The sequence below is a fragment of the Paraburkholderia phymatum STM815 genome (assembly GCF_000020045.1).
In the GTDB taxonomy this organism is placed as follows: Bacteria; Pseudomonadota; Gammaproteobacteria; order Burkholderiales; family Burkholderiaceae; genus Paraburkholderia; species Paraburkholderia phymatum.
Genome location: NC_010622.1, coordinates 997,840 through 1,015,674 on the forward strand (window position 1 = coordinate 997,840; position 17,835 = coordinate 1,015,674).

Annotated in this window: 24 protein-coding genes, 2 tRNA genes and 1 pseudogene; 13 read left to right on the top strand and 14 right to left on the bottom strand. The window is 63.3% G+C overall.

The features are described from left to right. Positions 1-132 precede the first annotated feature (132 nt). From BPHY_RS04515 to BPHY_RS42455, 5 genes are all read right to left on the bottom strand, one after another. Positions 133-948: a GNAT family N-acetyltransferase gene (locus BPHY_RS04515; RefSeq protein WP_012400299.1), complete on the bottom strand. Its 816-nt coding sequence runs from the start codon at positions 946-948 to the stop codon at positions 133-135. Between the two features lie 176 nt (positions 949-1,124). Further along, the gene (locus BPHY_RS04520) at positions 1,125-1,583 is read right to left on the bottom strand and encodes a SixA phosphatase family protein (protein WP_012400300.1); all 459 of its coding nucleotides are present in this window, start codon (positions 1,581-1,583) and stop codon (positions 1,125-1,127) included. A 222-nt stretch (positions 1,584-1,805) separates the two neighbouring features. Next, positions 1,806-1,882 (bottom strand) — tRNA-Pro (locus BPHY_RS04525). A gap of 109 nt (positions 1,883-1,991) precedes the next feature. After that, on the bottom strand, positions 1,992-2,150 hold the full coding sequence (locus BPHY_RS39280; protein ID WP_012400301.1) for a DUF3309 family protein: 159 nt from the start codon (positions 2,148-2,150) through the stop codon (positions 1,992-1,994). Between the two features lie 342 nt (positions 2,151-2,492). Next, the gene (locus BPHY_RS42455) at positions 2,493-2,666 is read right to left on the bottom strand and encodes a hypothetical protein (RefSeq protein WP_012400302.1); all 174 of its coding nucleotides are present in this window, start codon (positions 2,664-2,666) and stop codon (positions 2,493-2,495) included. A 167-nt stretch (positions 2,667-2,833) separates the two neighbouring features. Between BPHY_RS42455 and BPHY_RS42460 the strand changes: the two genes are divergently transcribed. Then, on the top strand, positions 2,834-3,007 hold the full coding sequence (locus BPHY_RS42460) for a YajG family lipoprotein (RefSeq protein ID WP_012400303.1): 174 nt from the start codon (positions 2,834-2,836) through the stop codon (positions 3,005-3,007). A 25-nt stretch (positions 3,008-3,032) separates the two neighbouring features. Here BPHY_RS42460 and BPHY_RS04535 read toward each other — a convergent pair whose 3' ends face one another. Together BPHY_RS04535 and BPHY_RS04540 are read right to left on the bottom strand one after the other, a co-directional pair. Beyond that, positions 3,033-4,415, bottom strand: coding sequence for an MATE family efflux transporter (locus tag BPHY_RS04535; RefSeq protein ID WP_012400304.1), 1,383 nt, complete (start codon positions 4,413-4,415; stop codon positions 3,033-3,035). Continuing rightward, positions 4,412-4,720, bottom strand: a complete 309-nt coding sequence (locus tag BPHY_RS04540) for a DUF2288 domain-containing protein (RefSeq protein ID WP_041763731.1) — start codon at positions 4,718-4,720, stop codon at positions 4,412-4,414. The genes BPHY_RS04535 and BPHY_RS04540 overlap by 4 nt, the downstream gene beginning before the upstream one ends. 142 nt (positions 4,721-4,862) lie before the next feature. Between BPHY_RS04540 and BPHY_RS41620 the strand changes: the two genes are divergently transcribed. Beyond that, on the top strand, positions 4,863-5,054 hold the full coding sequence (locus BPHY_RS41620) for a hypothetical protein (RefSeq protein ID WP_157686507.1): 192 nt from the start codon (positions 4,863-4,865) through the stop codon (positions 5,052-5,054). 322 nt (positions 5,055-5,376) lie between these two features. Here the strand turns inward: BPHY_RS41620 and BPHY_RS04545 are convergent, their stop codons facing one another. The 3 genes from BPHY_RS04545 to BPHY_RS04555 form a co-directional block, all read right to left on the bottom strand. Continuing rightward, positions 5,377-5,706, bottom strand: coding sequence for a hypothetical protein (locus BPHY_RS04545; RefSeq protein WP_012400306.1), 330 nt, complete (start codon positions 5,704-5,706; stop codon positions 5,377-5,379). A gap of 188 nt (positions 5,707-5,894) precedes the next feature. After that, the gene (locus BPHY_RS04550) at positions 5,895-6,617 is read right to left on the bottom strand and encodes a peptidoglycan DD-metalloendopeptidase family protein (RefSeq protein ID WP_012400307.1); all 723 of its coding nucleotides are present in this window, start codon (positions 6,615-6,617) and stop codon (positions 5,895-5,897) included. A 116-nt stretch (positions 6,618-6,733) separates the two neighbouring features. Further along, positions 6,734-7,651 carry an aldose epimerase family protein gene (locus tag BPHY_RS04555; protein ID WP_012400308.1) on the bottom strand — a complete coding sequence of 306 codons (918 nt, stop codon included), beginning with the start codon at positions 7,649-7,651 and terminating at the stop codon, positions 6,734-6,736. Positions 7,652-7,690: 39 nt separating this feature from the next. Here BPHY_RS04555 and BPHY_RS04560 point away from each other — a divergent pair, with 39 nt between their 5' ends. The 3 genes from BPHY_RS04560 to BPHY_RS04570 all read left to right on the top strand — a co-directional run bounded on the left by BPHY_RS04560 (position 7,691) and on the right by BPHY_RS04570 (position 9,265). Then, the gene (locus BPHY_RS04560; protein WP_012400309.1) at positions 7,691-7,948 is read left to right on the top strand and encodes a hypothetical protein; all 258 of its coding nucleotides are present in this window, start codon (positions 7,691-7,693) and stop codon (positions 7,946-7,948) included. Positions 7,949-8,223: 275 nt separating this feature from the next. Further along, positions 8,224-9,054 carry an undecaprenyl-diphosphate phosphatase gene (locus BPHY_RS04565; protein ID WP_041763734.1) on the top strand — a complete coding sequence of 277 codons (831 nt, stop codon included), beginning with the start codon at positions 8,224-8,226 and terminating at the stop codon, positions 9,052-9,054. 136 nt (positions 9,055-9,190) lie between these two features. After that, positions 9,191-9,265, top strand: a tRNA-Arg gene (locus BPHY_RS04570). A 260-nt stretch (positions 9,266-9,525) separates the two neighbouring features. On the opposite strand, the gene BPHY_RS04575 is transcribed toward BPHY_RS04570, so the two are convergent. Then, positions 9,526-9,756 carry a hypothetical protein gene (locus tag BPHY_RS04575; protein WP_041763287.1) on the bottom strand — a complete coding sequence of 77 codons (231 nt, stop codon included), beginning with the start codon at positions 9,754-9,756 and terminating at the stop codon, positions 9,526-9,528. A gap of 305 nt (positions 9,757-10,061) precedes the next feature. Between BPHY_RS04575 and BPHY_RS04580 the strand changes: the two genes are divergently transcribed. Next, positions 10,062-10,451, top strand: coding sequence for an RT0821/Lpp0805 family surface protein (locus BPHY_RS04580; protein ID WP_012400312.1), 390 nt, complete (start codon positions 10,062-10,064; stop codon positions 10,449-10,451). Continuing rightward, complete coding sequence (locus BPHY_RS04585) at positions 10,448-10,906, top strand: NUDIX hydrolase (protein WP_012400313.1); 459 nt, start codon at positions 10,448-10,450, stop codon at positions 10,904-10,906. Before BPHY_RS04580 ends, BPHY_RS04585 begins: the two co-directional genes overlap by 4 nt. Positions 10,907-10,931: 25 nt before the next feature. Here the strand turns inward: BPHY_RS04585 and BPHY_RS04590 are convergent, their stop codons facing one another. The 3 genes and pseudogenes from BPHY_RS04590 to BPHY_RS04600 all read right to left on the bottom strand — a co-directional run. Further along, positions 10,932-11,846 (bottom strand): transporter substrate-binding domain-containing protein, encoded by a 915-nt coding sequence (locus BPHY_RS04590; protein WP_012400314.1) that lies wholly within the window; start codon positions 11,844-11,846, stop codon positions 10,932-10,934. Positions 11,847-11,979: 133 nt separating this feature from the next. Further along, positions 11,980-13,701 carry a glutamine--tRNA ligase/YqeY domain fusion protein gene (locus BPHY_RS04595; protein WP_012400315.1) on the bottom strand — a complete coding sequence of 574 codons (1,722 nt, stop codon included), beginning with the start codon at positions 13,699-13,701 and terminating at the stop codon, positions 11,980-11,982. Positions 13,702-13,864: 163 nt separating this feature from the next. Then, positions 13,865-14,110, bottom strand: a pseudogene (locus tag BPHY_RS04600) (twin-arginine translocation signal domain-containing protein); the annotation flags it as partial. Between the two features lie 156 nt (positions 14,111-14,266). On the opposite strand from BPHY_RS04600, the gene BPHY_RS04605 reads away from it, so the two are divergent. The 6 genes from BPHY_RS04605 (at position 14,267) to rplI (ending at position 17,773) form a co-directional block, all read left to right on the top strand. After that, positions 14,267-15,094, top strand: coding sequence for an RNA polymerase sigma factor (locus BPHY_RS04605; RefSeq protein WP_012400317.1), 828 nt, complete (start codon positions 14,267-14,269; stop codon positions 15,092-15,094). Then, positions 15,084-16,052, top strand: coding sequence for an anti-sigma factor family protein (locus BPHY_RS04610; RefSeq protein ID WP_012400318.1), 969 nt, complete (start codon positions 15,084-15,086; stop codon positions 16,050-16,052). Before BPHY_RS04605 ends, BPHY_RS04610 begins: the two co-directional genes overlap by 11 nt. 223 nt (positions 16,053-16,275) lie before the next feature. Further along, a complete protein-coding gene (rpsF, locus tag BPHY_RS04615; RefSeq protein ID WP_012400319.1) occupies positions 16,276-16,650 on the top strand; it encodes a 30S ribosomal protein S6 in 375 nt (124 codons plus the stop codon). Between the two features lie 65 nt (positions 16,651-16,715). Further along, the gene (gene priB / locus BPHY_RS04620) at positions 16,716-17,015 is read left to right on the top strand and encodes a primosomal replication protein N (protein WP_012400320.1); all 300 of its coding nucleotides are present in this window, start codon (positions 16,716-16,718) and stop codon (positions 17,013-17,015) included. A gap of 2 nt (positions 17,016-17,017) precedes the next feature. After that, positions 17,018-17,293: a 30S ribosomal protein S18 gene (gene rpsR / locus BPHY_RS04625; protein ID WP_012400321.1), complete on the top strand. Its 276-nt coding sequence runs from the start codon at positions 17,018-17,020 to the stop codon at positions 17,291-17,293. Positions 17,294-17,320: 27 nt separating this feature from the next. Next, positions 17,321-17,773: a 50S ribosomal protein L9 gene (gene rplI / locus BPHY_RS04630; RefSeq protein WP_012400322.1), complete on the top strand. Its 453-nt coding sequence runs from the start codon at positions 17,321-17,323 to the stop codon at positions 17,771-17,773. The last annotated feature ends 62 nt before the right edge of the window (positions 17,774-17,835 follow it).

A 17,835-nucleotide genomic window follows, 5' to 3' on the forward strand; every position in this document is an offset into this window, starting at 1 on the left:
ACCGATGACGCGGACAGCTTAAGCGGGTGGGTGAGCGGCTTTCTTGCTCAGCAAACCAGAGCCCACCGCGGAGCCCAGCGACAACTCAACAAATCCAGGGCATCGCCCGCGCCGTGAAGCGGGCGCAAAAAATCAACGCCCCAGTGCGTCCCCAAGAAAATGCCGCGCATACCGCGCATTGATCTCCGACAACCGGAACAGCGTCAAAAAGTCGGCGGTATTGAAATCGGGATCCCATGCAGGCGCGCCGCAAATTTTCGCGCCGAGGCGCAGATAACCCTTGATCAGCGGCGGAGGCGCCACCTTCGCCCCCGTCTGCAATTCATCGACGGGCAGCGCCGTATGCGGAAACGCGCGGTACTCCGGCGTCGTCAGCGTGTCGTCCTGCAAGGAGGCGTACAGGTTCGCCGCATAGTGGCCGCCGTCCGCCATCGCGACGCTCGCGCAGCCAAGCATCGTCTCGTAGCCGTTGTGCTGCATGTACGACCCAAGACCGGCCCACAGCGACATGATCACCGAGCCGCTGCGATAGTCGGGGTGCACGCACGAGCGGCCCACCTCGACCATCTTCGAGCGCAGATGCGTAAGGCGGGAGACGTCGAACTCGCCCTCGGCATACAGCCGGCCAATGCGCGCCGCCTGGTGCGGCGGCAGCACGCGATACGTGCCGACAACCTTCAGCGTGTCGAGGTCGCGGACGATCAGGTGATCGCAGTAAGCATCGAACGAATCGACGTCGAGGCCGGCGGGACCGGACAGGCGCGCGCCCATTTCCTCGGCGAAGACCCGGTAGCGCAGACGCTGCGCTTCACGAAGCTCCTCGTCGGTACGCGCCCACGAGACTTGCAGACGATGCTGGGCGGTGACCGTTTCTTCCGCGCGCGGCAGGCGACGACGCGGCTCAAGGATCGATGCGAAGGGCAGGGTAGGCGTCGGCAGTTCTCGCATGTGGCGTTCCTGGTCGAAAATGTGAAATTCACTTCGACGCCAATGTAGTAACGGCCGGTGACGCTCACGTGGCAACGTCGTGACGATTCGATGACGTGTCGTAAGGCCGACGCTTTCGGCGCGCCTTCGTTGTTGTTGCGCCGCGCCATCCGGCTTGCGCGGCGATGCGGCGCGAATCAGATCAGGTCCGAACTGATGGCTGCTCGCAACACTGCCTGCTCGTCGTTGCCGCGCGTGCGGCTCTCGATCCACCAGATCGCTGACTTCTTGATCGGCCAGCTCGCGCCGCTATCGGCAAGCAGCCGGGCGGCCACGTGGCCGAGCGTCGGCTGATGACCGACCACCACCACGGTCGGCGCAATGCCGTCAGGCCAGCCGGCCGCCGCGAGGACGTCGGCGGCGCTCGCGTCGGGCGCGATCTCGCGCACCACCCGATACTGGTCCGTCAGCGATTCGGCCGTCTGCACGGTGCGCGTGGCCGGGCTCGCGAGGATCACGGCGTCGTCGGGCAGACGCGCGCGCAGCCATTTTGCGGACGCCTGCGCCTGCTTGCGGCCCCGTGTCGTCAGCTGGCGGGCGAGATCGGTCGACGCAGTATCTTCGGCTTCGGCGTGACGCCAGAGAATCAGGTTCATCGCGGTGTCTCCAGAGAACGTGTCGTTGATATATCGACAGTATGGACAACGCCGGGCGAAGTGAGTTTTGTCAGTCCTGCGTTTTCGATTTTTAACGCGGATAGGTTTCGGCAGTGTGAGGGATGCGCGGGTAGCAGGCTCGTCCTGTACGAAAACGGCGGTGGAAAAACAAAAACCCGCGACACGCAAAGGTGACGCGGGTTTTTGTGTACGGCATGTTGGTGGTCGGAGCGAAAGGATTCGAACCTTCGACCCTCTGATCCCAAATCAGATGCGCTACCAGGCTGCGCTACGCTCCGACGCGAGCCAGAGATTGTATGCGCATTGCTATGCGCAAGTCAAACGGGGAATGAATTGCGCATCGATCGAGCCTCGAAGGCAGGCTTCAGCAGGCCGAGGTTCGCGACGTCATAACTGCCCCATCAGCAACAACACGATGACCACGATCAGCACGATGCCGATGAGGCCCGTCGGACGATAGCCCCATTCGCGGCTATACGGCCAGCTTGGGAGGGCGCCGATCAAAAGCAGGATCAGCACGATCAACAGAATGGTTCCGAGGGTCATGTTATCTCTCCTTATATGGCCGGGCCACACATGGAGACCGCCTAAGCGCGAAGGCAGCGCGGGCGCGCGCTGGCGGCCGGGATTGTCGAGCGCGCGGGATGCGCGTTCTATGGCTTGCAAATCAGCAAGGCATGTGCCCGACATAGGCGGCATTGCCAACGGGGTGACGGGAGCGGGGTGACAGGGTCGGGCGTGCGCACCTTCAGGCGCAGGCGCGCATGGGGTCTTGAAAGCAAGGGAAGACACCGCGCGTCGATCGAAAGCCCACGCGCGCGAGCTTCGCCTTGCGGTGAAGCTCGTTTGGACAATCCGAATATGCGCCGCGAGCGCGGCGCATACGCATCAGTGTCTGCGGCGCATTCTGTCGAAGACGTGATGCTCGGCCAGCCAGTGATGCATCATGCCTTCACCGTGATGTTCGCGGCGATAGGTGCGCGACTCGAAAACGGACAGTACGACGAGCACCAGCAAACCTACAGCCAGTCCAACCAGACCTGCGATCGATTCGGCATCCATGACGGCCTCCTTCGACGACTGCGACGTTGCCTACATAGTAGATCAGGCGCCGCAAGTTGACGCAAGGAGGGCGATGCCCAGGTTCTGCAGCGCACAGCGCGCTTTACGGTTAGACTCGTGGCCCGCCGACGTCATCCGTCGTTGCTCACACCTGGTCCGGAAAGTTCATGAAGCGCTTCCTGTTCGCTACATCGCTGTTTTCGCTCTTCGCCCTGTCGGCGTGTGCCGACGATCCGACCCTTCACCGTCACGTGCCGCCGCAAGACCCCGCCGACTATCATGGCGTGCCGACGGACACACGTCCGCCGTCGATGATCGACGCGCCCGCTTCGCCTCAATAAACGCAACGAGCGGTCCCATGCAGGTTCAGGGAGCGCCGCACGCGGGGCCGACATCGAGGGTGAGGCGAGGCAGCAGGCGTGCGAGCGTGAGGCCGCGCGCTGCCATGAAGATCAGCAGCGCCGCCCACAGTCCGTGGTTGCCGTGCGTGCCGGTGAGCGCCCACGAAGCGGCAAGAAACACGCCGAGCGACACGACCATCGATGTCATCAGATCGCGCGTGCGCGTCGCGCCGATGAACACGCCGTCGAGCAGAAAACCCCACACGGAGACGACGGGCGAGAGCGCCGTCCACGGCAGGTAGGCTTGCGCCGTCGCGCGCACGGTGGCTTGATCGGTCAGCCGTTCGATGATCCACGGGCCCGTCAGCCAGTAAACCAGCGAGAAAGCGAGCGCGCCGAGCGCCGACCAGAGCAGCGTCGCTTTGACGGCCTGGCGGAACGCCTCGCGATCGCGCGCGCCGATGGCCGCGCCGACGAGCGCTTCCGCTGCGTGTGCAAAGCCGTCGAGCCCATAGCCCATGAAGGTCTGGAAGTTGAGCAGCAGCGCGTTCGACGCGAGCGTCGCGTCGCCCTGTTTAGCACCGAGATGCGCGAACCAGCCGAAAGCGCCGAGCAGGCACATCGTCCGCACGAAGATATCGCGGTTGATCGCCACCAGGCGCCCGAGCGCCGACGCATCGAACAGCGCGGCGCGTTCGAGCGCGGGCAGGTTGCGCGGACGCATCTGCCACAGCAGCACGGCGCCGAACACGAAGCCGAGTGCATCGGCTGTCGCCGTCGCCGCGCCGATGCCTGCCACGCCCCAGTCGAACGCATACACGTAGAGCAGCACGGCGACGATGTTCACCGTGTTGATAAAGATCTGCGTCGCGAGCGCAACGCGCACGCGCTGCGTGCCGAGCAGCCAGCCCAGCACGACATAGTTGCCGAGCGCGAGCGGGGCCGCCCAGATACGGGCATGGCAGTAGGCGCGTGCGTGGCGCTGAACTTCGTCGCTGCCGCCGATCGTGCGCACGGCGAAGTCGATCAGCGGAACCTGCAATGCGAGGACGATCGCGCCGATCGCAAAGGCGAGCAGCATCGCGCGTACGATGTTCAAACGCAGGCCGGCCGGATCGTCTGCGCCGAACGATTGCGCGACGAGCCCCGTCGTGCCCATGCGCAGAAAGCCGAAGCCCCAGAACACGAAGCTGAAGAACAGCCCGCCGAGCGCAACGCCGCCGAGATAGGACGCGCTGTCCAGATGGCCGGCGACGGCCGTATCGACGGCGCCGAGTATCGGCTGCGTCAGGTTGGCGAGGACGATTGGAAACGCGAGCGTGAGCACGCGCCGGTGCCAGTACGTCGGCGCGGCGTCCGCATGGGGCGCGGCATCCGGCGGCGCAGCATGGTCGGCGCGATCGTTCAACCGCGCTCCTGCACGCAGACCCACGGCGATACCACGACGGCCCACAGGTCGGGATCGCGCGCAGCGAAGTCCGTTGCCGTCTCAGACTGCACGCGCTCGACGAGTCCCGCCGACAGCCATTGCGTGACTTGCGCCGTGTCGTCGCTGGCGATCGCCTCGGCAACGCTCACCAGATCGAGGTCGCGCGCGACGCGCAGCAGCATGCCGCGGGCGAAGAAGCGTTCGAGTTCAACCCAGCCGATCTTCGCGGTTTCGCCGAGCAGCTTCTGATAGAGGGGGCTTTGTGGGGTGTCGGAGGAAGTCATGACGATGTGAGCGGCAGCACGTGACGGGGCGTAACTATAAACCATAGCCGACGGCGAGACGTCGGCTGCGGGATCGCGGATCGACTGTTCATGATGACGCCAATCCGCTCGTTGAATGCCACACGTTTGCGGATGAAAAATCATGCTGTCATCCGCATTTGACGGCATTCAGTCAATGCTCGCGCGTTGGTTAAATCAGATCAATTCCCGCTCAGGAATCGCGACGAAAAGGTGCGTTGGCGCACCAAGTTTAATGATTGCCGCCATCGAAGTGAAATGCGTGAATCGGCCGTATATGGCAGTGCAGATCAATTCGCGCGCCGCATTTTCATGATTGCCCGAAAGGCGCGCTGGCTGCGGGTCTCGGGGCAGTGGGGCGGAGCACCGTGCGAGTATCGGATGACAGAAAACGGGTTGATTCGGTTTCCAGATTGACGGCTGCGTCATTCAGTTCACCGTTGAACCGTGCGCCGACTCACACTATTTGCACAATTAATCGATTGCGTGGGCATAGGTGCGTTGCTAGATTTCGTTTCGGCGCATGGTGAACCGGTCCTTTGCCGATATGCGCCGAACCCCCGTTTGCCCGGCCTCGTGCCGGGCTTTTTTTGTCCGCTCATATCAAACATCGGACGACATCACGCGAAGCGAGGCGACTATTGCTTGCAGCGGATCACCATCGAGCGATTCTTCACGTTGGCGCCGAGCACGCCGCCCAGCGAGCCACCCGATGTGCCGCCCGTGTCGACATCCTTCGAGATCACGTCATAGCCATATGCGCCGCAGGCCTCGCCTGCACGCTTGTAGCATTCGCCCCAGTTCTGGCTTGCGTCGCTGCCGCTGCAGTTGATCGCGAAGCCGGTGTCGCCGTTCGGCAGATACGTGAGCGTGGTCGAGCCTGAGCTGGCGCAGCCCGCAAGACTCGCGATCCCAGCGATCGCGAGGCTCGCCGCCATCGCTCGAACTGCCGCAAAGGCGTATTTCATCGGAGTGTCCTCTCTGTGTCGTTGCGTGTCGGGACGCGGTGCCGGTAAACGCGGCACGGCGCGTGCCCGCCCGTCTCTGTGATGGAGCCGTGTACGGCCCGTCTGGTTCCCCGACACGGCGCACGCCGCCATGTGAAGGGCGTCGAAGGGGCGCCAACGTGGACGGCGTGACGGATCGGGCAGCGCGTTCAGCGTGGCGGCAGAGACCGCGCCGGATCGATCGAGCGGCCCGCGTAACGCAGTTCGAAATGCAGCATCACGCGGTCGTTGTCCGAGTCGCCCATCTCGGCGATTTTCTGACCTTGCTGCACGGTCTCGCCTTCCTTCACGAGCAGCGTGCGGTTGTGCGCGTAGGCCGTCAGGTAATCGGCGTTGTGCTTGATGATCAGCAGATTGCCGTAGCCGCGCAGGCCGTTGCTTGCATAGACGACGGTGCCGCCCGCCGCGGCGAACACGGGTGTGCCCGCGGCGTTCGCGATATCGATGCCTTTCGAATTATTGCCGTCGAAGTTGCGGACCACATTGCCCGTTGCCGGCCAGATCAACGAGATCGACGACGGAGGCGCCGAAGGCGTGTCGGCGGCCGCGCCGCGCGACGAGGACGCCGTTGCCGCCGCTGCGCTCGCGCTGCCGCTGCCATTGCTGCTTCGCGCCGGAGCCGTGCTGGCCGTCGCTGTGCCGGGCGGCGGCGCGACGCGCAGCACCTGGCCGACCTCGATCGAATCGGGATTCGACAGGTTGTTCCAGCGCACGATGTTCTGCACCGACGTCCGGTTGCTGCGCGCGACCTTGTACAGCGTGTCGCCCCGTTCGACGCGATAGAAGCCCGGACCCACGGGAGCCGAGCCGCATGCGGCCAGTGCCGCGACCATCGCCCCGCAGACGAGCTGTCTGATTTTTGTTGTCAACATTGGACCTCGCAAGACGCCGCCGCGCGCCGATCCCGATCACGCGGCAGTTGCAAAACGCCAGATTCTAACGGTTTTGCAAAGCAGCATCCGTTTTCGGACTCGTGCGCGGCGATCGATCAGGGCAGCGTGCCGACGGCGAGGCGCAGCGACGCCGTTTCCGTGTCGCCCGCTTCGAGCCAGCGCAGGCCGAGACCGTTGTGGATCGCATCGGGCAGACCCAGCCACGGCTCGACGCAGAAGAAGTCGGATTCGGGCTTCTCCGTCCACGTCGTGACGGCGTACCACGGCACCGAGCCGGGTCGCTGCAGATCGATCGTGATGCTGCGGTTCAAGGCAAGCGCGACCACGCGCACGAGGTGATCCGGCGCGCCATCGAGGCAATGGAAGCGGTCCAGGATGCCCGGGTCGTCAAGGCGGTAATCCGGCTCGCCCGCTTCGCCTGCCGCGATCGCGCCGTCCGGCAACTGATGGCGGCGCACCGTGCGCGGCAGTTCCAGCACGGTCTCGCCGCGTTGCGTGTGCGGCAGCGTGAAATAGAAGTGATGGCCCGCGTAGTAGGGCAGCGGCGCGCTGCCCGGCGCGCCCGTGTTGGTCGTGACGAAGTCGACATCGAGCGTGTGCGCGTCGACGAGCGTGTACTTCGCCTCGAAGCGGAAGCTGAACGGATAGCTTGCGCGGGTCGCGTCGCTGTCGGTCAGCGTCATGCTGATCGAACGGGCTGCTTCGTCGACCGTCGCCTCGAACGGCAGATCGCGCGCGAAGCCGTGCATCGGCAAATCGCGCACGACGCCTTGCGCGTCCTTCCATCGGCCGATCTGCCCGTCGACAAAATGGCGTCCGAGAAACGGAAAGAGCAGCGGATTGCCGCCGCGAACGCGCGCGGGCTGGCTCCAGTCTGCCTGGTCGGGCCAGAAGATCACCGACTGGCCGTCGACGTCCCACGACAGCAGGCGGCCGCCCGCCTGCGGCGCGACGCGGAGCAGGGAGGCGTCGCGTGCGATTTCGATAATGTCCTGTTGCTGGAATTGGGGCATGGCAATGAACGTTAGAAAGCGGTTGGGAGGGGAGGGAATATGCACAATCCTGGCGCAAAGCGCGCGACGAACGCCGATTTTGCGCCGCTTTATGCTACGGGGAAACCCTTCTGGGGAAATTGCGGGTGTTACCGCACGGTCGGCGCAATCGATAATGTGCTTGAGGACCGGTTGCGGCCGGACGCGATCACTCGGTTTTTGGGAGGGGCGATGGATCTCGCAATGGCAATGAGCGTGGCACTGTTCGGCATGTTTACGGGCAGTACGATTTATTTCTTTTATAAATTTGCACGCTGACACGGGGCGACGAGATACCACGTTGAGCCGTCGGCACGTACCGACGGTCCGCGCAGCCTCCGCACGCAGGCCCGCCTTCCAAGGCGGGCCTTTTTGCTTTCATGACCGTAATCACGCTTTCAAAGATGGTGCGATGCCGCAAGGTGCGTAAAAAGTCGAATGATTGTCCTTGGCTCTCCGGAATCGCGCCGTCATAATCGACGCGCCTTCAGATGCTGGACATCATGCTCCGGCAAGCTGTCCATCCTCCCCACTTCTTTCAAAAGGACCGACGCGTGAGCCTGTCGTTTTTGATCTTTTTGAGCGTGCTGCAGGGCGTCACGGAACTGTTTCCAGTGAGCAGTCTTGGTCATACGCTCCTCGTCCCCGCGCTCTTCGGCATGCATATCGACAAGCATGCGCCGCAACTGCTGCCGTTCCTCGTCGCGCTGCACCTCGGCACGGCGTTCGCGTTGCTGTGGTACTTCCGTGCGCGCTGGATCGCGCTGATAAGCGGCTTTTTCGCGTCGCTGTCGGGTCGGCACAATGACGAGGGCCACCTGATGTGGGCGCTCATCATCGGGACGATTCCGGCCGGTCTGGTGGGTTTGCTGCTCGAAAAGCGGCTGGAGCGCGTGTTCCACGACCTGCGCATCGTCGCGATCGCGCTGATCGTCAACGGTATCCTGCTGTGGCTCGGCGACCGCTTGCAGCGCTCGCGCCCGCATCAGGCGCCGGAGAAGCTGACGTTCAAACAGGCGTTTCTCGTCGGCCTCGCACAGATCGGCGCGCTGATTCCCGGTTTCTCGCGCAGCGGCCTGACGATGATCGCAGGCAATGGCGCGGGCCTTACCGCAGAGAAAGCAGCCGAATTCTCGTTCCTGCTCGGCACGCCGATCATTTTCGCGGCGGGCGTACTCGAATTGCCGAAACTGTTCCACGCGCCGGGCCAGCTCGCCGACGCGCTGCTAGGCGGCGTTCTGACGGCCATCGCGGCGTATCTGAGCGTGCGTTTCCTGATGCGTTACTTCGAAGGACGTGGCCGGCTGGCGGCGTTCGGCGTGTACTGCGTGATCGCCGGTGTGGTGTTCCTCGGCTGGTTCATGACCCATCCCCAGCCGGTCTGACGGCGCGGAACGATCGGTTATAATCCCGGGCCCGGCGTTGCTGCCGGGCCGTTCTGTTTGCGCATCACGGCACGTCTCGTGCCCCGGATCTGACGTCATCCTCGACGACCAGGCCGGGTTAAAATTCCGGTTTCGCCTCCCCATAGTTCAACGGATAGAACACGGGTCTTCTAAACCTGAAATCGAGGTTCGATTCCTCGTGGGGGGGCCATCCATCAAGTGCGCCGACGCCGGCCACTTCTTCCTTCTTTGCTTGGCGCGGGCGCCTTTCGGTCACACACCACGGTGCCAGTCATCGGCCGCTCGATCAGCAAATGAAAAGGGCAGCCGAAGCTGCCCTGAAGCGTTGCGCATCACGTTCCGCATCACGTTCCGCATTTCTAAGACGAGTATCGCGGCATTTTCCGCACGCCGACGCTGCGCAGCTGACGGACGGATATCGAGCCGAAGCGCCTCAGCAGCTCGCGGACGCTACGTCGTCAAGAGCAGATAACAGCTTGCGATCAGCAACATAAATGACGCGAGGAGGCAACTGAGGCCCGCTCGCGTCAGCACGCATGGCCAACGGCTGCCGCGCAAGCCGTGGATGTGCACAATGGTCGGCGTCGGCGCCGGATCGACAAGCATCACGACGGCCGACAGCGCGATGCAGATCAGCGTCAGTATTGCGGCGAATAACTGGAGAGCGAGCGATAGATCCATGAACGTCTGTCGCAACGCGGAAGCGTTGCGAATGGCAGTTGAATTTGATCCGGATCATGTTAGGGATGACCTGCTGGGACGCCCATGAGAGGCGTCCTAAAAACGTCTGAAAAGGCTTGTCAGTGATGGCGCAGCGCGGCAGGCATTATCTCGATCAGGGTGGCGCCGGACGCCTGGGCGCGCCGTTCCATGCGCGTGCGCGGCAAACCTGTGTGCGAGACGGGCGTGCTATGCTTTTGGGGTCCAGATCGCGCGGCTCAAGGGCAGCGCCGATCGTGCTCGAACCGATTTCAGCGGAGAACTACATGTCGATGCCAACCCGAGCCGCGTTTCAACTCACCGTGGGCGGGCTGCTGCTCGCTGGCGCAGTGGGCGCGCATGCCGCCAATCTCGCCTTTTTGAACGACACGCCGATTTCCTACATGAAGCAGGCCGACAACGATTCGTTGAAAGCAGCCGCATTCGAAGCGCTCGACAAGAAGCAGGACGGCGAATCGGTCGCCTGGAACAACGAGGGTCTGCGCAACAGCACGAAAATCGAAGCGCAACTGACGCCCGACGCCACGTCGAAGACGGGCGATCGGACTTGCCGTCAAATGCATGTGGTGTTGAGCGCGAAAGGCCAATCGATGAATCTGAACCCGCAGTTCTGCCGTGAGGGTACGGGCCGCTGGGTGCTCCAGAAGAAGCATTGAGCTCGCGCACGATTTCTTGCGGCGTCGTCCTGCTCGATCCCGACGGCCGCGTGCTGCTCGCACACGCGACGGAAACGACGCACTGGGACATTCCGAAAGGGCAGGGTGAGGAAGGCGAAGCGCCGCAGGCGACGGCGCTTCGCGAGATGGACGAGGAAACGGGCCTTGCGCTTGAGGCAGAGCGCCTGAAAGACCTCGGGCTTTTTGTATATCGACGGGATAAGGATCTGCATCTGTTCGCCGCGCGCGCTCGCGCCGACGAACTCGATCTCTCGCGCTGCGTTTGCACCTCGATGTTTCCGCGCCGCTCGGACGGCACGATGATTCCCGAGATGGACGCCTTCCGCTGGGCCGCGCCGGATGAAGTCGAGCATTACGCGAGCCGCAGTCTCGCGCGGCTCTTTCAGACGACACTATCGCTCGCTGAGTTGCACCGGCTGCTGGATCCAGCGTAGTCACGCCCGGCGGCGGGCCGAGGCGTCAGTCGAGCGCCTTGTCGTTCGGATGCGCGAACAACGTGCGCATCTCCGACGACAACGGGTAGTTCAGGTTGATCCCGTGCGGCGGAATCGGTTGCGTGAACCAGATGTTGTAGAGCCGCTCGGCCTCGCCCGACGTCTGCATCTTCGAAATGACGCGGTTCACCAACTCGCGGAACGGCGCGTCGCCCTTGCGGAACATGCACGCATAGGTTTCGTAGCCAAGCGGCGTGCCCGTCACGATGAAGTCGTCCGGGCGCGGATCGGTTGCGCGAAAGCCGTACAGAATCGGCTCATCCATCACGAACGCCACCGCGCGGTCTGCCTTCACTGCCGCGAACGCGTCGGCATGATCCTTGGCGCTCGCGATTCGCATGTTCAACTGCTTCTCGCTGTTCAACTGGCGCACGAGGCGTTCGTCCGACGTGCCCGCCGTCGTGACGACGGGCTTGCCGGCGAGGTCAGGAAAGTCCGTGATGCCGGCGTTCTTGCGCGCGATCATCCGCACCGCGTACTGGAAGAAGCTGTTCGAAAACGCCGCCACGCTTTCGCGTTCGCGCGTGTGCGTGGTCGAACCGCATTCGAGGTCGATCTGGTTGTTGGCCAGCATCATGAAGCGGTTCGCCGACGTGATGGGCACTTCGCGCACCCGTAGATCGGGCATCGCGAGCGTCTTCTTGATGTCGTCGACGATGGCGAGTGCGATCGACTGCGAATAGCCGATCGTACGGTCGCCGTTGAAGTAGGAGAAGGGAATCGATGCTTCGCGTACGCCCAGCGTGATCACGCCGTCGTCGTGAATCTTCTTGAGGGTGCCCGTCAGTTCGTCAGCGTGTGCGGCGGGCGCGCGCGACGCAAGCGCCGCGGCCACGATGGTCGCCATCGCCATCAGCTTGTGTTTGATTGCAACCTTCATTGTTCCCCCTGGAGCCGGCAGCAATCACTCCGGCTGCATCGTCATGCTCTGGCAGGCGATGTCCATCGTGTGCCACGCGAGCATGCGCGCTGGAAACGCCGCATGCCGTGCATGACGCAACCAGACAATCAGCTTACGCCGGCTTTCCCCAACTGTCGCGCAGACTGACGATCCGGTTGAATATGGGTTTGCCCGGCTTCGTGTCATATCGGTCGGCAACGAAGTAGCCGTGACGCTCGAACTGATAGCGCTGCTCTGGTTCTATGTCGCGCAGACCCGGCTCGACGAACGCCTGCACGATGCGCTTCGAATCGGGATTGAGCGCCTCGAGGAAATCGCGGCCGCCCGCGTCGGGCTGCGCTTCCCTGAACAGGCGATCGTAGATGCGCACCTCGACGGGCACAGCCTGAGTCGCGCTGATCCAGTGAATCGTGCCCTTCACCTTGTAGTTGTTCGCGCCTTCCGTGCCCGAGCGGCTATCCGCGAAGTAGTTGCAGTGCACGGCGATCACGTTGCCGTTCTCGTCCTTTTCCGCGCCCGTGCATTCGACGACGTAGCCGTACTTCAGCCGCACCTTGTTGCCTGGGAACAGGCGGAAATAGCCCTTCGGCGCGTTCTCCATGAAGTCTTCGCGCTCGATCCACAGTTCGCGCGAGAACGGAAACGTACGCAAGCCGCGATCCGGGTGATGCGGGTGGACGGGCGCGCTGCATTCTTCCGTCTGTCCTTCCGGGTAGTTGTCGATGACGAGCTTCAGCGGATCGAGCACGCAGGTCGCGCGCGGCGCCTTTTCATCCAGATCGTCGCGCAGCGCGCCCTCGAACACGCTCATGTCGATCCACGAATCGACCTTCGTGATACCGATGCGCTCGCAGAACAACTTGATGCCTTCCGGCGTGAAGCCGCGCCGGCGCACGCCGACGATGGTCGGCATGCGCGGATCGTCCCAGCCGTCCACATGGCCTTCGTTCACGAGTTGCAGCAGCTTGCGCTTGCTGGTGATCGCGTACGTGAGATTCAGGCGCGAAAATTCGATCTGCTGCGGCAGCGGACGCGTGAAGATGCCCGCGTTGGCGAGCTCGTTGAGGATCCAGTCGTACAACGGGCGGTGGTCTTCGAATTCGAGCGTACACAGCGAATGCGTGATGTTTTCGAGCGCGTCCGAAATGCAATGCGTGTAGTCGTACATCGGATACACGCACCACGTGTCGCCCGTCCGGTAGTGGTGGGCGAAGCGGATGCGATAGATCACCGGGTCGCGCATGTTGAAGTTCGGCGACGACATGTCGATCTTCGCGCGCAGCACGTGCTCGCCTTCCTTGAACTCGCCTGCCTTCATGCGGCGGAACAGGTCCAGGTTCTCTTCGACGCTGCGCTCGCGGAACGGTGACGGCGTGCCGACTTCCGTCGCCGAGCCGCGGTTCGCGCGCATTTCTTCCGCGCTCTGGCTGTCGACGTACGCCTTGCCGCGCGTGATCAGCAGCTCGGCGAACTCGTACAGCTTGTCGTAGTAGTCGCTCGCGAAGTACAGGTGCTCCCGCTGCTCCGACTTCCATTCGAAGCCGAGCCACTTCACGGCGTCGACGATCGAGTCGACGTACTCGAAGCTTTCCTTCTCCGGATTCGTGTCGTCGAAGCGCAGATGACAGATGCCGCCGTAGCTTTGCGCAATGCCGAAGTTCAGGCAGATGCTCTTCGCATGGCCGATGTGCAGATAACCGTTCGGTTCCGGCGGGAAGCGCGTCTCCACCCGCTGGCCCCACTTTCCAGAGCGGTTGTCGTCGTCAATGATGTTGCGGATGAAGTTGGAAACGGGCGCGTCGTGGCGCTCGGCGTCTTTGCGTTCGTTGTTCATGCGAGAAGGAGAAAGTCGGTCCTGGACACTATATGTGTCCGTTAGTCTGTCAATTCTACCTGACCACACATTCGACGACAGGCTTTAGGCGTGTGGAGTGCGGCGCGTAGCCGACATCTGCCAGTTTTCGTCGGGTTTTCGTCCGTTTTCGGGGCACGATCTGGATCACGAAATCAGGCGGCGACGGCAACGCGTTCACGGCGGCAATCGCCTTCGGCAGCGTGCCCTTCGAATCAGGATTGACGCCGGGGCCTTCGAAGCCCCAGTGCGCATCCGAGAGCTGGACGAAGTAAAAATCGTCGTCGCGTCCGTAAGAGAAGCCGGGCAGCGCCGATGCGAACGCCGCGCCGCCGACTGCGGCGAGGCGCAGAAAATCGCGCCGCTTCAGACATTTGAGACTGTTCTGCATGATGGTCCTCGCGAGTTAGAGACTCGTCTGCGGTACCGTGCGAGGCCGCGTTCTATTCCCGGATTTATTTTTTGCAGGATGCGCAGAACCCGGGAATAAACTGAATTGCAGATGGGTTTTGCAGCCGTGAAGTCTGGGCAAGCCTGGAGGCGATCGGTGGATGAGACGGGAAATCATGCGGCGAGAGGTGGCGACGCACGCGCCGAGGCGGCACGCAGTCTGCGCTTTCAGCAGATGGCGCTGCCGCACCTCGATGCCGCATACAACCTTGCACGCTGGCTATGCGGCAATGGGCACGATGCCGACGACGTCGTGCAGGAAGCGTTCATGCGGGCGTACCGCTTCTTCGACACGTTCCACGGCGAGACCGCGCGGCCCTGGTTGCTCGCGATCGTGCGGCGCACGTGGTACACCGAATGGCGCAGGCGTTCGGGCGGCGTGAACGCGACGATCGAGTTCGACGAGAACCTCGACGACGCGTCGTTCGAAGGCTGGAGCGCGGGTTCGCCTGACCCCGAAGCGCTGCTGATCCGCGAAGAAGACACGCGGCTCGTGCATGAGGCGCTCGAACAGCTGGCCGTCGAATATCGCGAAGTGCTGATTTTGCGCGAACTGGAAGAGATGAGTTATCGCGAGATCGCGACCATCGCGGACCTGCCCGTGGGCACCGTGATGTCGAGGCTCGCGCGCGGGCGGCGCAAACTCGCGACGGCGCTGACGTCGCTGCAATCGAAGGGGAGCGCGCGGTCGACGGGTGGCGCGCGCGATGGAGGCGCTGCGCAGCGTGCGCCGGACGGAACGGGCGATGTGTCGGGCGCGCGACCGGCGGTGCGTGCGTCGACCCGAACACAGGATACGTCCCGTCCGGCGCACGACGGCGGCGTCGCACCCGACATCACACGCAAAACCCAAGGCGGCTGGATGCCGCACGCTCCCGGCGCGTTGCCGGGCGGACTCGCACAAGAGGCGCCCGATGGACTGTAACGAAGCACGGCCGCTTCTCGATGCGAATGCGGACCACGAACTCACGCCGCCGCAATCGCGCGACGTGCAGCGGCATATCGAAAGCTGCGAATCTTGCCGGAGGGAAAGCGAGATGGTGCGGGCGATGAAGGGCGCGGTGCGCTCGGCCAATTACTACCGCGCGCCGGACGATCTGCGCGAGAGGATCATGGCGGCGCTGCCGTCGACGGAATCGGCCATGCCCGAACGGGCGGTGCCCGAAAGCGAACCGCAACGCCAGCCGCGCGCGAGGCAGCACAAGGGCTGGCGCGAGTGGCTGCATCTGCCGCAGTTGCCGCAGTTGCCGCAGTTGCCGAAAGGCGGCGGTTTCGGGCCGCTGGCGGGAGAGGGCGCGGGCGGCCCGATGAGCGGCAGCGCGGGCGGCGGTTGGCAGCCGAGCGCGGTCTGGCGCGGCGCTCTCGCGCTCGCTTTCTGTGCGCTGGTCGCGGCGGGCGTCGCGGTGGCGCTGCACCGGACGGGCGAGCCGCTTCCGCTCGTCGACGAACTGGTGGCGAGCCACGTGCGCGCGCAACTGTCGGGGCACGACATCGACGTGGTGTCGTCCGATCAGCACACCGTCAAGCCGTGGTTCAACGGTAAGCTCGACTACGCGCCGCCCGTCGAGGATCTCGCGGCGAGCGGGTTTGCGCTGGCAGGCGGACGGCTCGATTACGTGGGGCATCGGCGGGTGGCCGTGCTGACGTACCGGCACGCGAAGCACGTGATCGACGTCTACGTCTTCCCCGAGGACGACCGCTCGGCGGGCAAGCCCGGCCCGGCGCTGGTGCGCGACGGGTATGCCGTCGCACGCTGGCGCGACGACGGCATGATGTGGTGGGCCGTGACGGACGCCGCGCCCGAATCGCTGACGGCGTTGCAGACGGCGCTGACGACCCGGCTGCACGGCGGGCAGCCGGGGACACCTTATTCGGGCAGTTGACGGAAGGTGAGGCTCGCGACGGGCGATAGAGGGACGATTTAGGGGCGGCCGGGGCGCTTGCTGGGCGCCGCGGCCGCCCCTAAATCATTGAAAACACGCCCGAATCGCGTCCGCACTTCGTGCTTTATCTTGCAAACAGTGCCGATTCAGGTTATATTCTTCGGCTTCTCACTTGCCACACCGGTTCCGACGCCCGGGTGGCTTCAATCCACAAGGAGTGAACATGCGTCATTACGAAATCGTCTTCATCGTGCACCCCGATCAGAGCGAGCAAGTGCCCGCCATGATCGAGCGTTACAAGACCACGATCACGTCGCACGGTGGCCAGATCCACCGTATCGAAGACTGGGGCCGTCGCCAACTGGCCTACATGATCGAGAAACTCGCGAAGGCTCACTACGTCTGCATGAACATCGAATGCGACCAGGCTACGCTCGACGAACTGGAACACGCGTTCAAGTTCAACGACGCCGTTCTGCGTCACCTCATCGTCAAGATGAAGAAGGCCGAAACCGGCCCGTCGCCGATGATGAAGGAAGTGCAGCGCGAAGAAGCCAAGAAAGCGGCTGCAGCGCAGCCGACGGAAGCGCAGGCTTAAAGCAACACCGTTAAGCCATCAGAGTCACGCGCCGTTTTCGCAATCAGGGTTCGTAAAAGGAATCGATGAATCGGCTGCAGCTCACGGCAAGCGTCGTAGAACGCGAACCGGTGCGGTACACCCCCGCCGGCGTTCCGATAGCAGGCTGTACGTTGCAACACCGCACGCAGGTCGTCGAAGCGGGCATTGCCCGAACCGTCGAACTGACCATGCAGGCGGTCGCGGCCGGCGAAGCGAGCGGCAGGCTGGAGCGGATTGAGATGGGCGTCGAAACGCTCTTCACCGGCTTTCTGGCCAAAAGAAGCCGCAACGCGAGAACTCTGGTGTTTCACATCACAGAATTGCAGGACATTGGAAAGGACTAATCATGCCCCGCCCGACTGGTAAGAAATTCGACAAGCGTCGTCAGCAACAAAACCCGCTCTTCAAGCGCAAGAAGTTCTGCCGCTTCACGGCTGCAGGCGTCGAACAGATCGACTACAAGGACATCGATACGCTGAAGGACTTCATTGGCGAAAACGGCAAGATCACGCCGGCACGCCTGACGGGTACCAAGGCCCACTATCAGCGCCAGCTCGACACGGCCATCAAGCGCGCGCGTTTCCTCGCGCTGATGCCGTACACCGATCAGCACAAGGCCTAACCCGGCGACGTCACAAGGAGCATCCGAATGCAAATCATTCTTCTCGAAAAAGTCCTGAACGTCGGCAACCTGGGCGACATCGTCAAGGTGAAGGACGGTTACGCGCGTAACTTCCTGATCCCGAACAAAAAGGCACGACGCGCCACGAAGGAAGCCATCGCCGAATTCGAAGTTCGCCGCGCAGAACTGGAAAAGGTCGCGGCTGAAAAGCTGTCGGCTGCTCAGGCTCAAGGCGAAAAGCTCTCGGGCATGACGGTTCAGATCGCACAGAAGGCTGGCGTGGACGGCCGTCTGTTCGGCTCGGTGACGAACGCCGACATCGCCGCAGCGCTGGGCAAGCAAGGCTTCGAAGTGGAAAAGGCGCAAGTGCGTCTGCCGGAAGGCCCGCTGAAGATGGTCGGCGACCATCCCGTGCACGTTTCGCTGCACACGGACGTCACGGTTGACGTCACGGTGTCGGTGCTGGGCGAGCACGTCTAAGCATTAGCAGGACAAGAAGGACGATCGTCAGGCAGGTTCTGGCGATGAAGGGCAGGGGCCGG

Excerpts from the sequence above, each read along its gene's own strand:
- BPHY_RS04515 (WP_012400299.1), bottom strand. The coding sequence starts at position 948 with ATGCGAGAACTGCCGACGCCTACCCTGCCCTTCGCATCGATCCTTGAG.
- BPHY_RS04555 (WP_012400308.1), bottom strand. The coding sequence starts at position 7,651 with ATGCCCCAATTCCAGCAACAGGACATTATCGAAATCGCACGCGACGCC.
- rpsF (WP_012400319.1), top strand. The coding sequence starts at position 16,276 with ATGCGTCATTACGAAATCGTCTTCATCGTGCACCCCGATCAGAGCGAG.
- BPHY_RS04595 (WP_012400315.1), bottom strand. The coding sequence starts at position 13,701 with ATGAACAACGAACGCAAAGACGCCGAGCGCCACGACGCGCCCGTTTCC.
- BPHY_RS04560 (WP_012400309.1), top strand. The coding sequence starts at position 7,691 with ATGCACAATCCTGGCGCAAAGCGCGCGACGAACGCCGATTTTGCGCCG.
- rpsR (WP_012400321.1), top strand. The coding sequence starts at position 17,018 with ATGCCCCGCCCGACTGGTAAGAAATTCGACAAGCGTCGTCAGCAACAA.
- BPHY_RS04575 (WP_041763287.1), bottom strand. The coding sequence starts at position 9,756 with ATGGATCTATCGCTCGCTCTCCAGTTATTCGCCGCAATACTGACGCTG.
- BPHY_RS04610 (WP_012400318.1), top strand. The coding sequence starts at position 15,084 with ATGGACTGTAACGAAGCACGGCCGCTTCTCGATGCGAATGCGGACCAC.
- BPHY_RS04590 (WP_012400314.1), bottom strand. The coding sequence starts at position 11,846 with ATGAAGGTTGCAATCAAACACAAGCTGATGGCGATGGCGACCATCGTG.
- BPHY_RS04545 (WP_012400306.1), bottom strand. The coding sequence starts at position 5,706 with ATGAAATACGCCTTTGCGGCAGTTCGAGCGATGGCGGCGAGCCTCGCG.
- BPHY_RS41620 (WP_157686507.1), top strand. The coding sequence starts at position 4,863 with ATGCTGTCATCCGCATTTGACGGCATTCAGTCAATGCTCGCGCGTTGG.
- BPHY_RS42455 (WP_012400302.1), bottom strand. The coding sequence starts at position 2,666 with ATGGATGCCGAATCGATCGCAGGTCTGGTTGGACTGGCTGTAGGTTTG.
- priB (WP_012400320.1), top strand. The coding sequence starts at position 16,716 with ATGAATCGGCTGCAGCTCACGGCAAGCGTCGTAGAACGCGAACCGGTG.
- BPHY_RS04520 (WP_012400300.1), bottom strand. The coding sequence starts at position 1,583 with ATGAACCTGATTCTCTGGCGTCACGCCGAAGCCGAAGATACTGCGTCG.
- BPHY_RS39280 (WP_012400301.1), bottom strand. The coding sequence starts at position 2,150 with ATGACCCTCGGAACCATTCTGTTGATCGTGCTGATCCTGCTTTTGATC.
- rplI (WP_012400322.1), top strand. The coding sequence starts at position 17,321 with ATGCAAATCATTCTTCTCGAAAAAGTCCTGAACGTCGGCAACCTGGGC.
- BPHY_RS04540 (WP_041763731.1), bottom strand. The coding sequence starts at position 4,720 with ATGACTTCCTCCGACACCCCACAAAGCCCCCTCTATCAGAAGCTGCTC.
- BPHY_RS04580 (WP_012400312.1), top strand. The coding sequence starts at position 10,062 with ATGTCGATGCCAACCCGAGCCGCGTTTCAACTCACCGTGGGCGGGCTG.
- BPHY_RS04550 (WP_012400307.1), bottom strand. The coding sequence starts at position 6,617 with ATGTTGACAACAAAAATCAGACAGCTCGTCTGCGGGGCGATGGTCGCG.
- BPHY_RS42460 (WP_012400303.1), top strand. The coding sequence starts at position 2,834 with ATGAAGCGCTTCCTGTTCGCTACATCGCTGTTTTCGCTCTTCGCCCTG.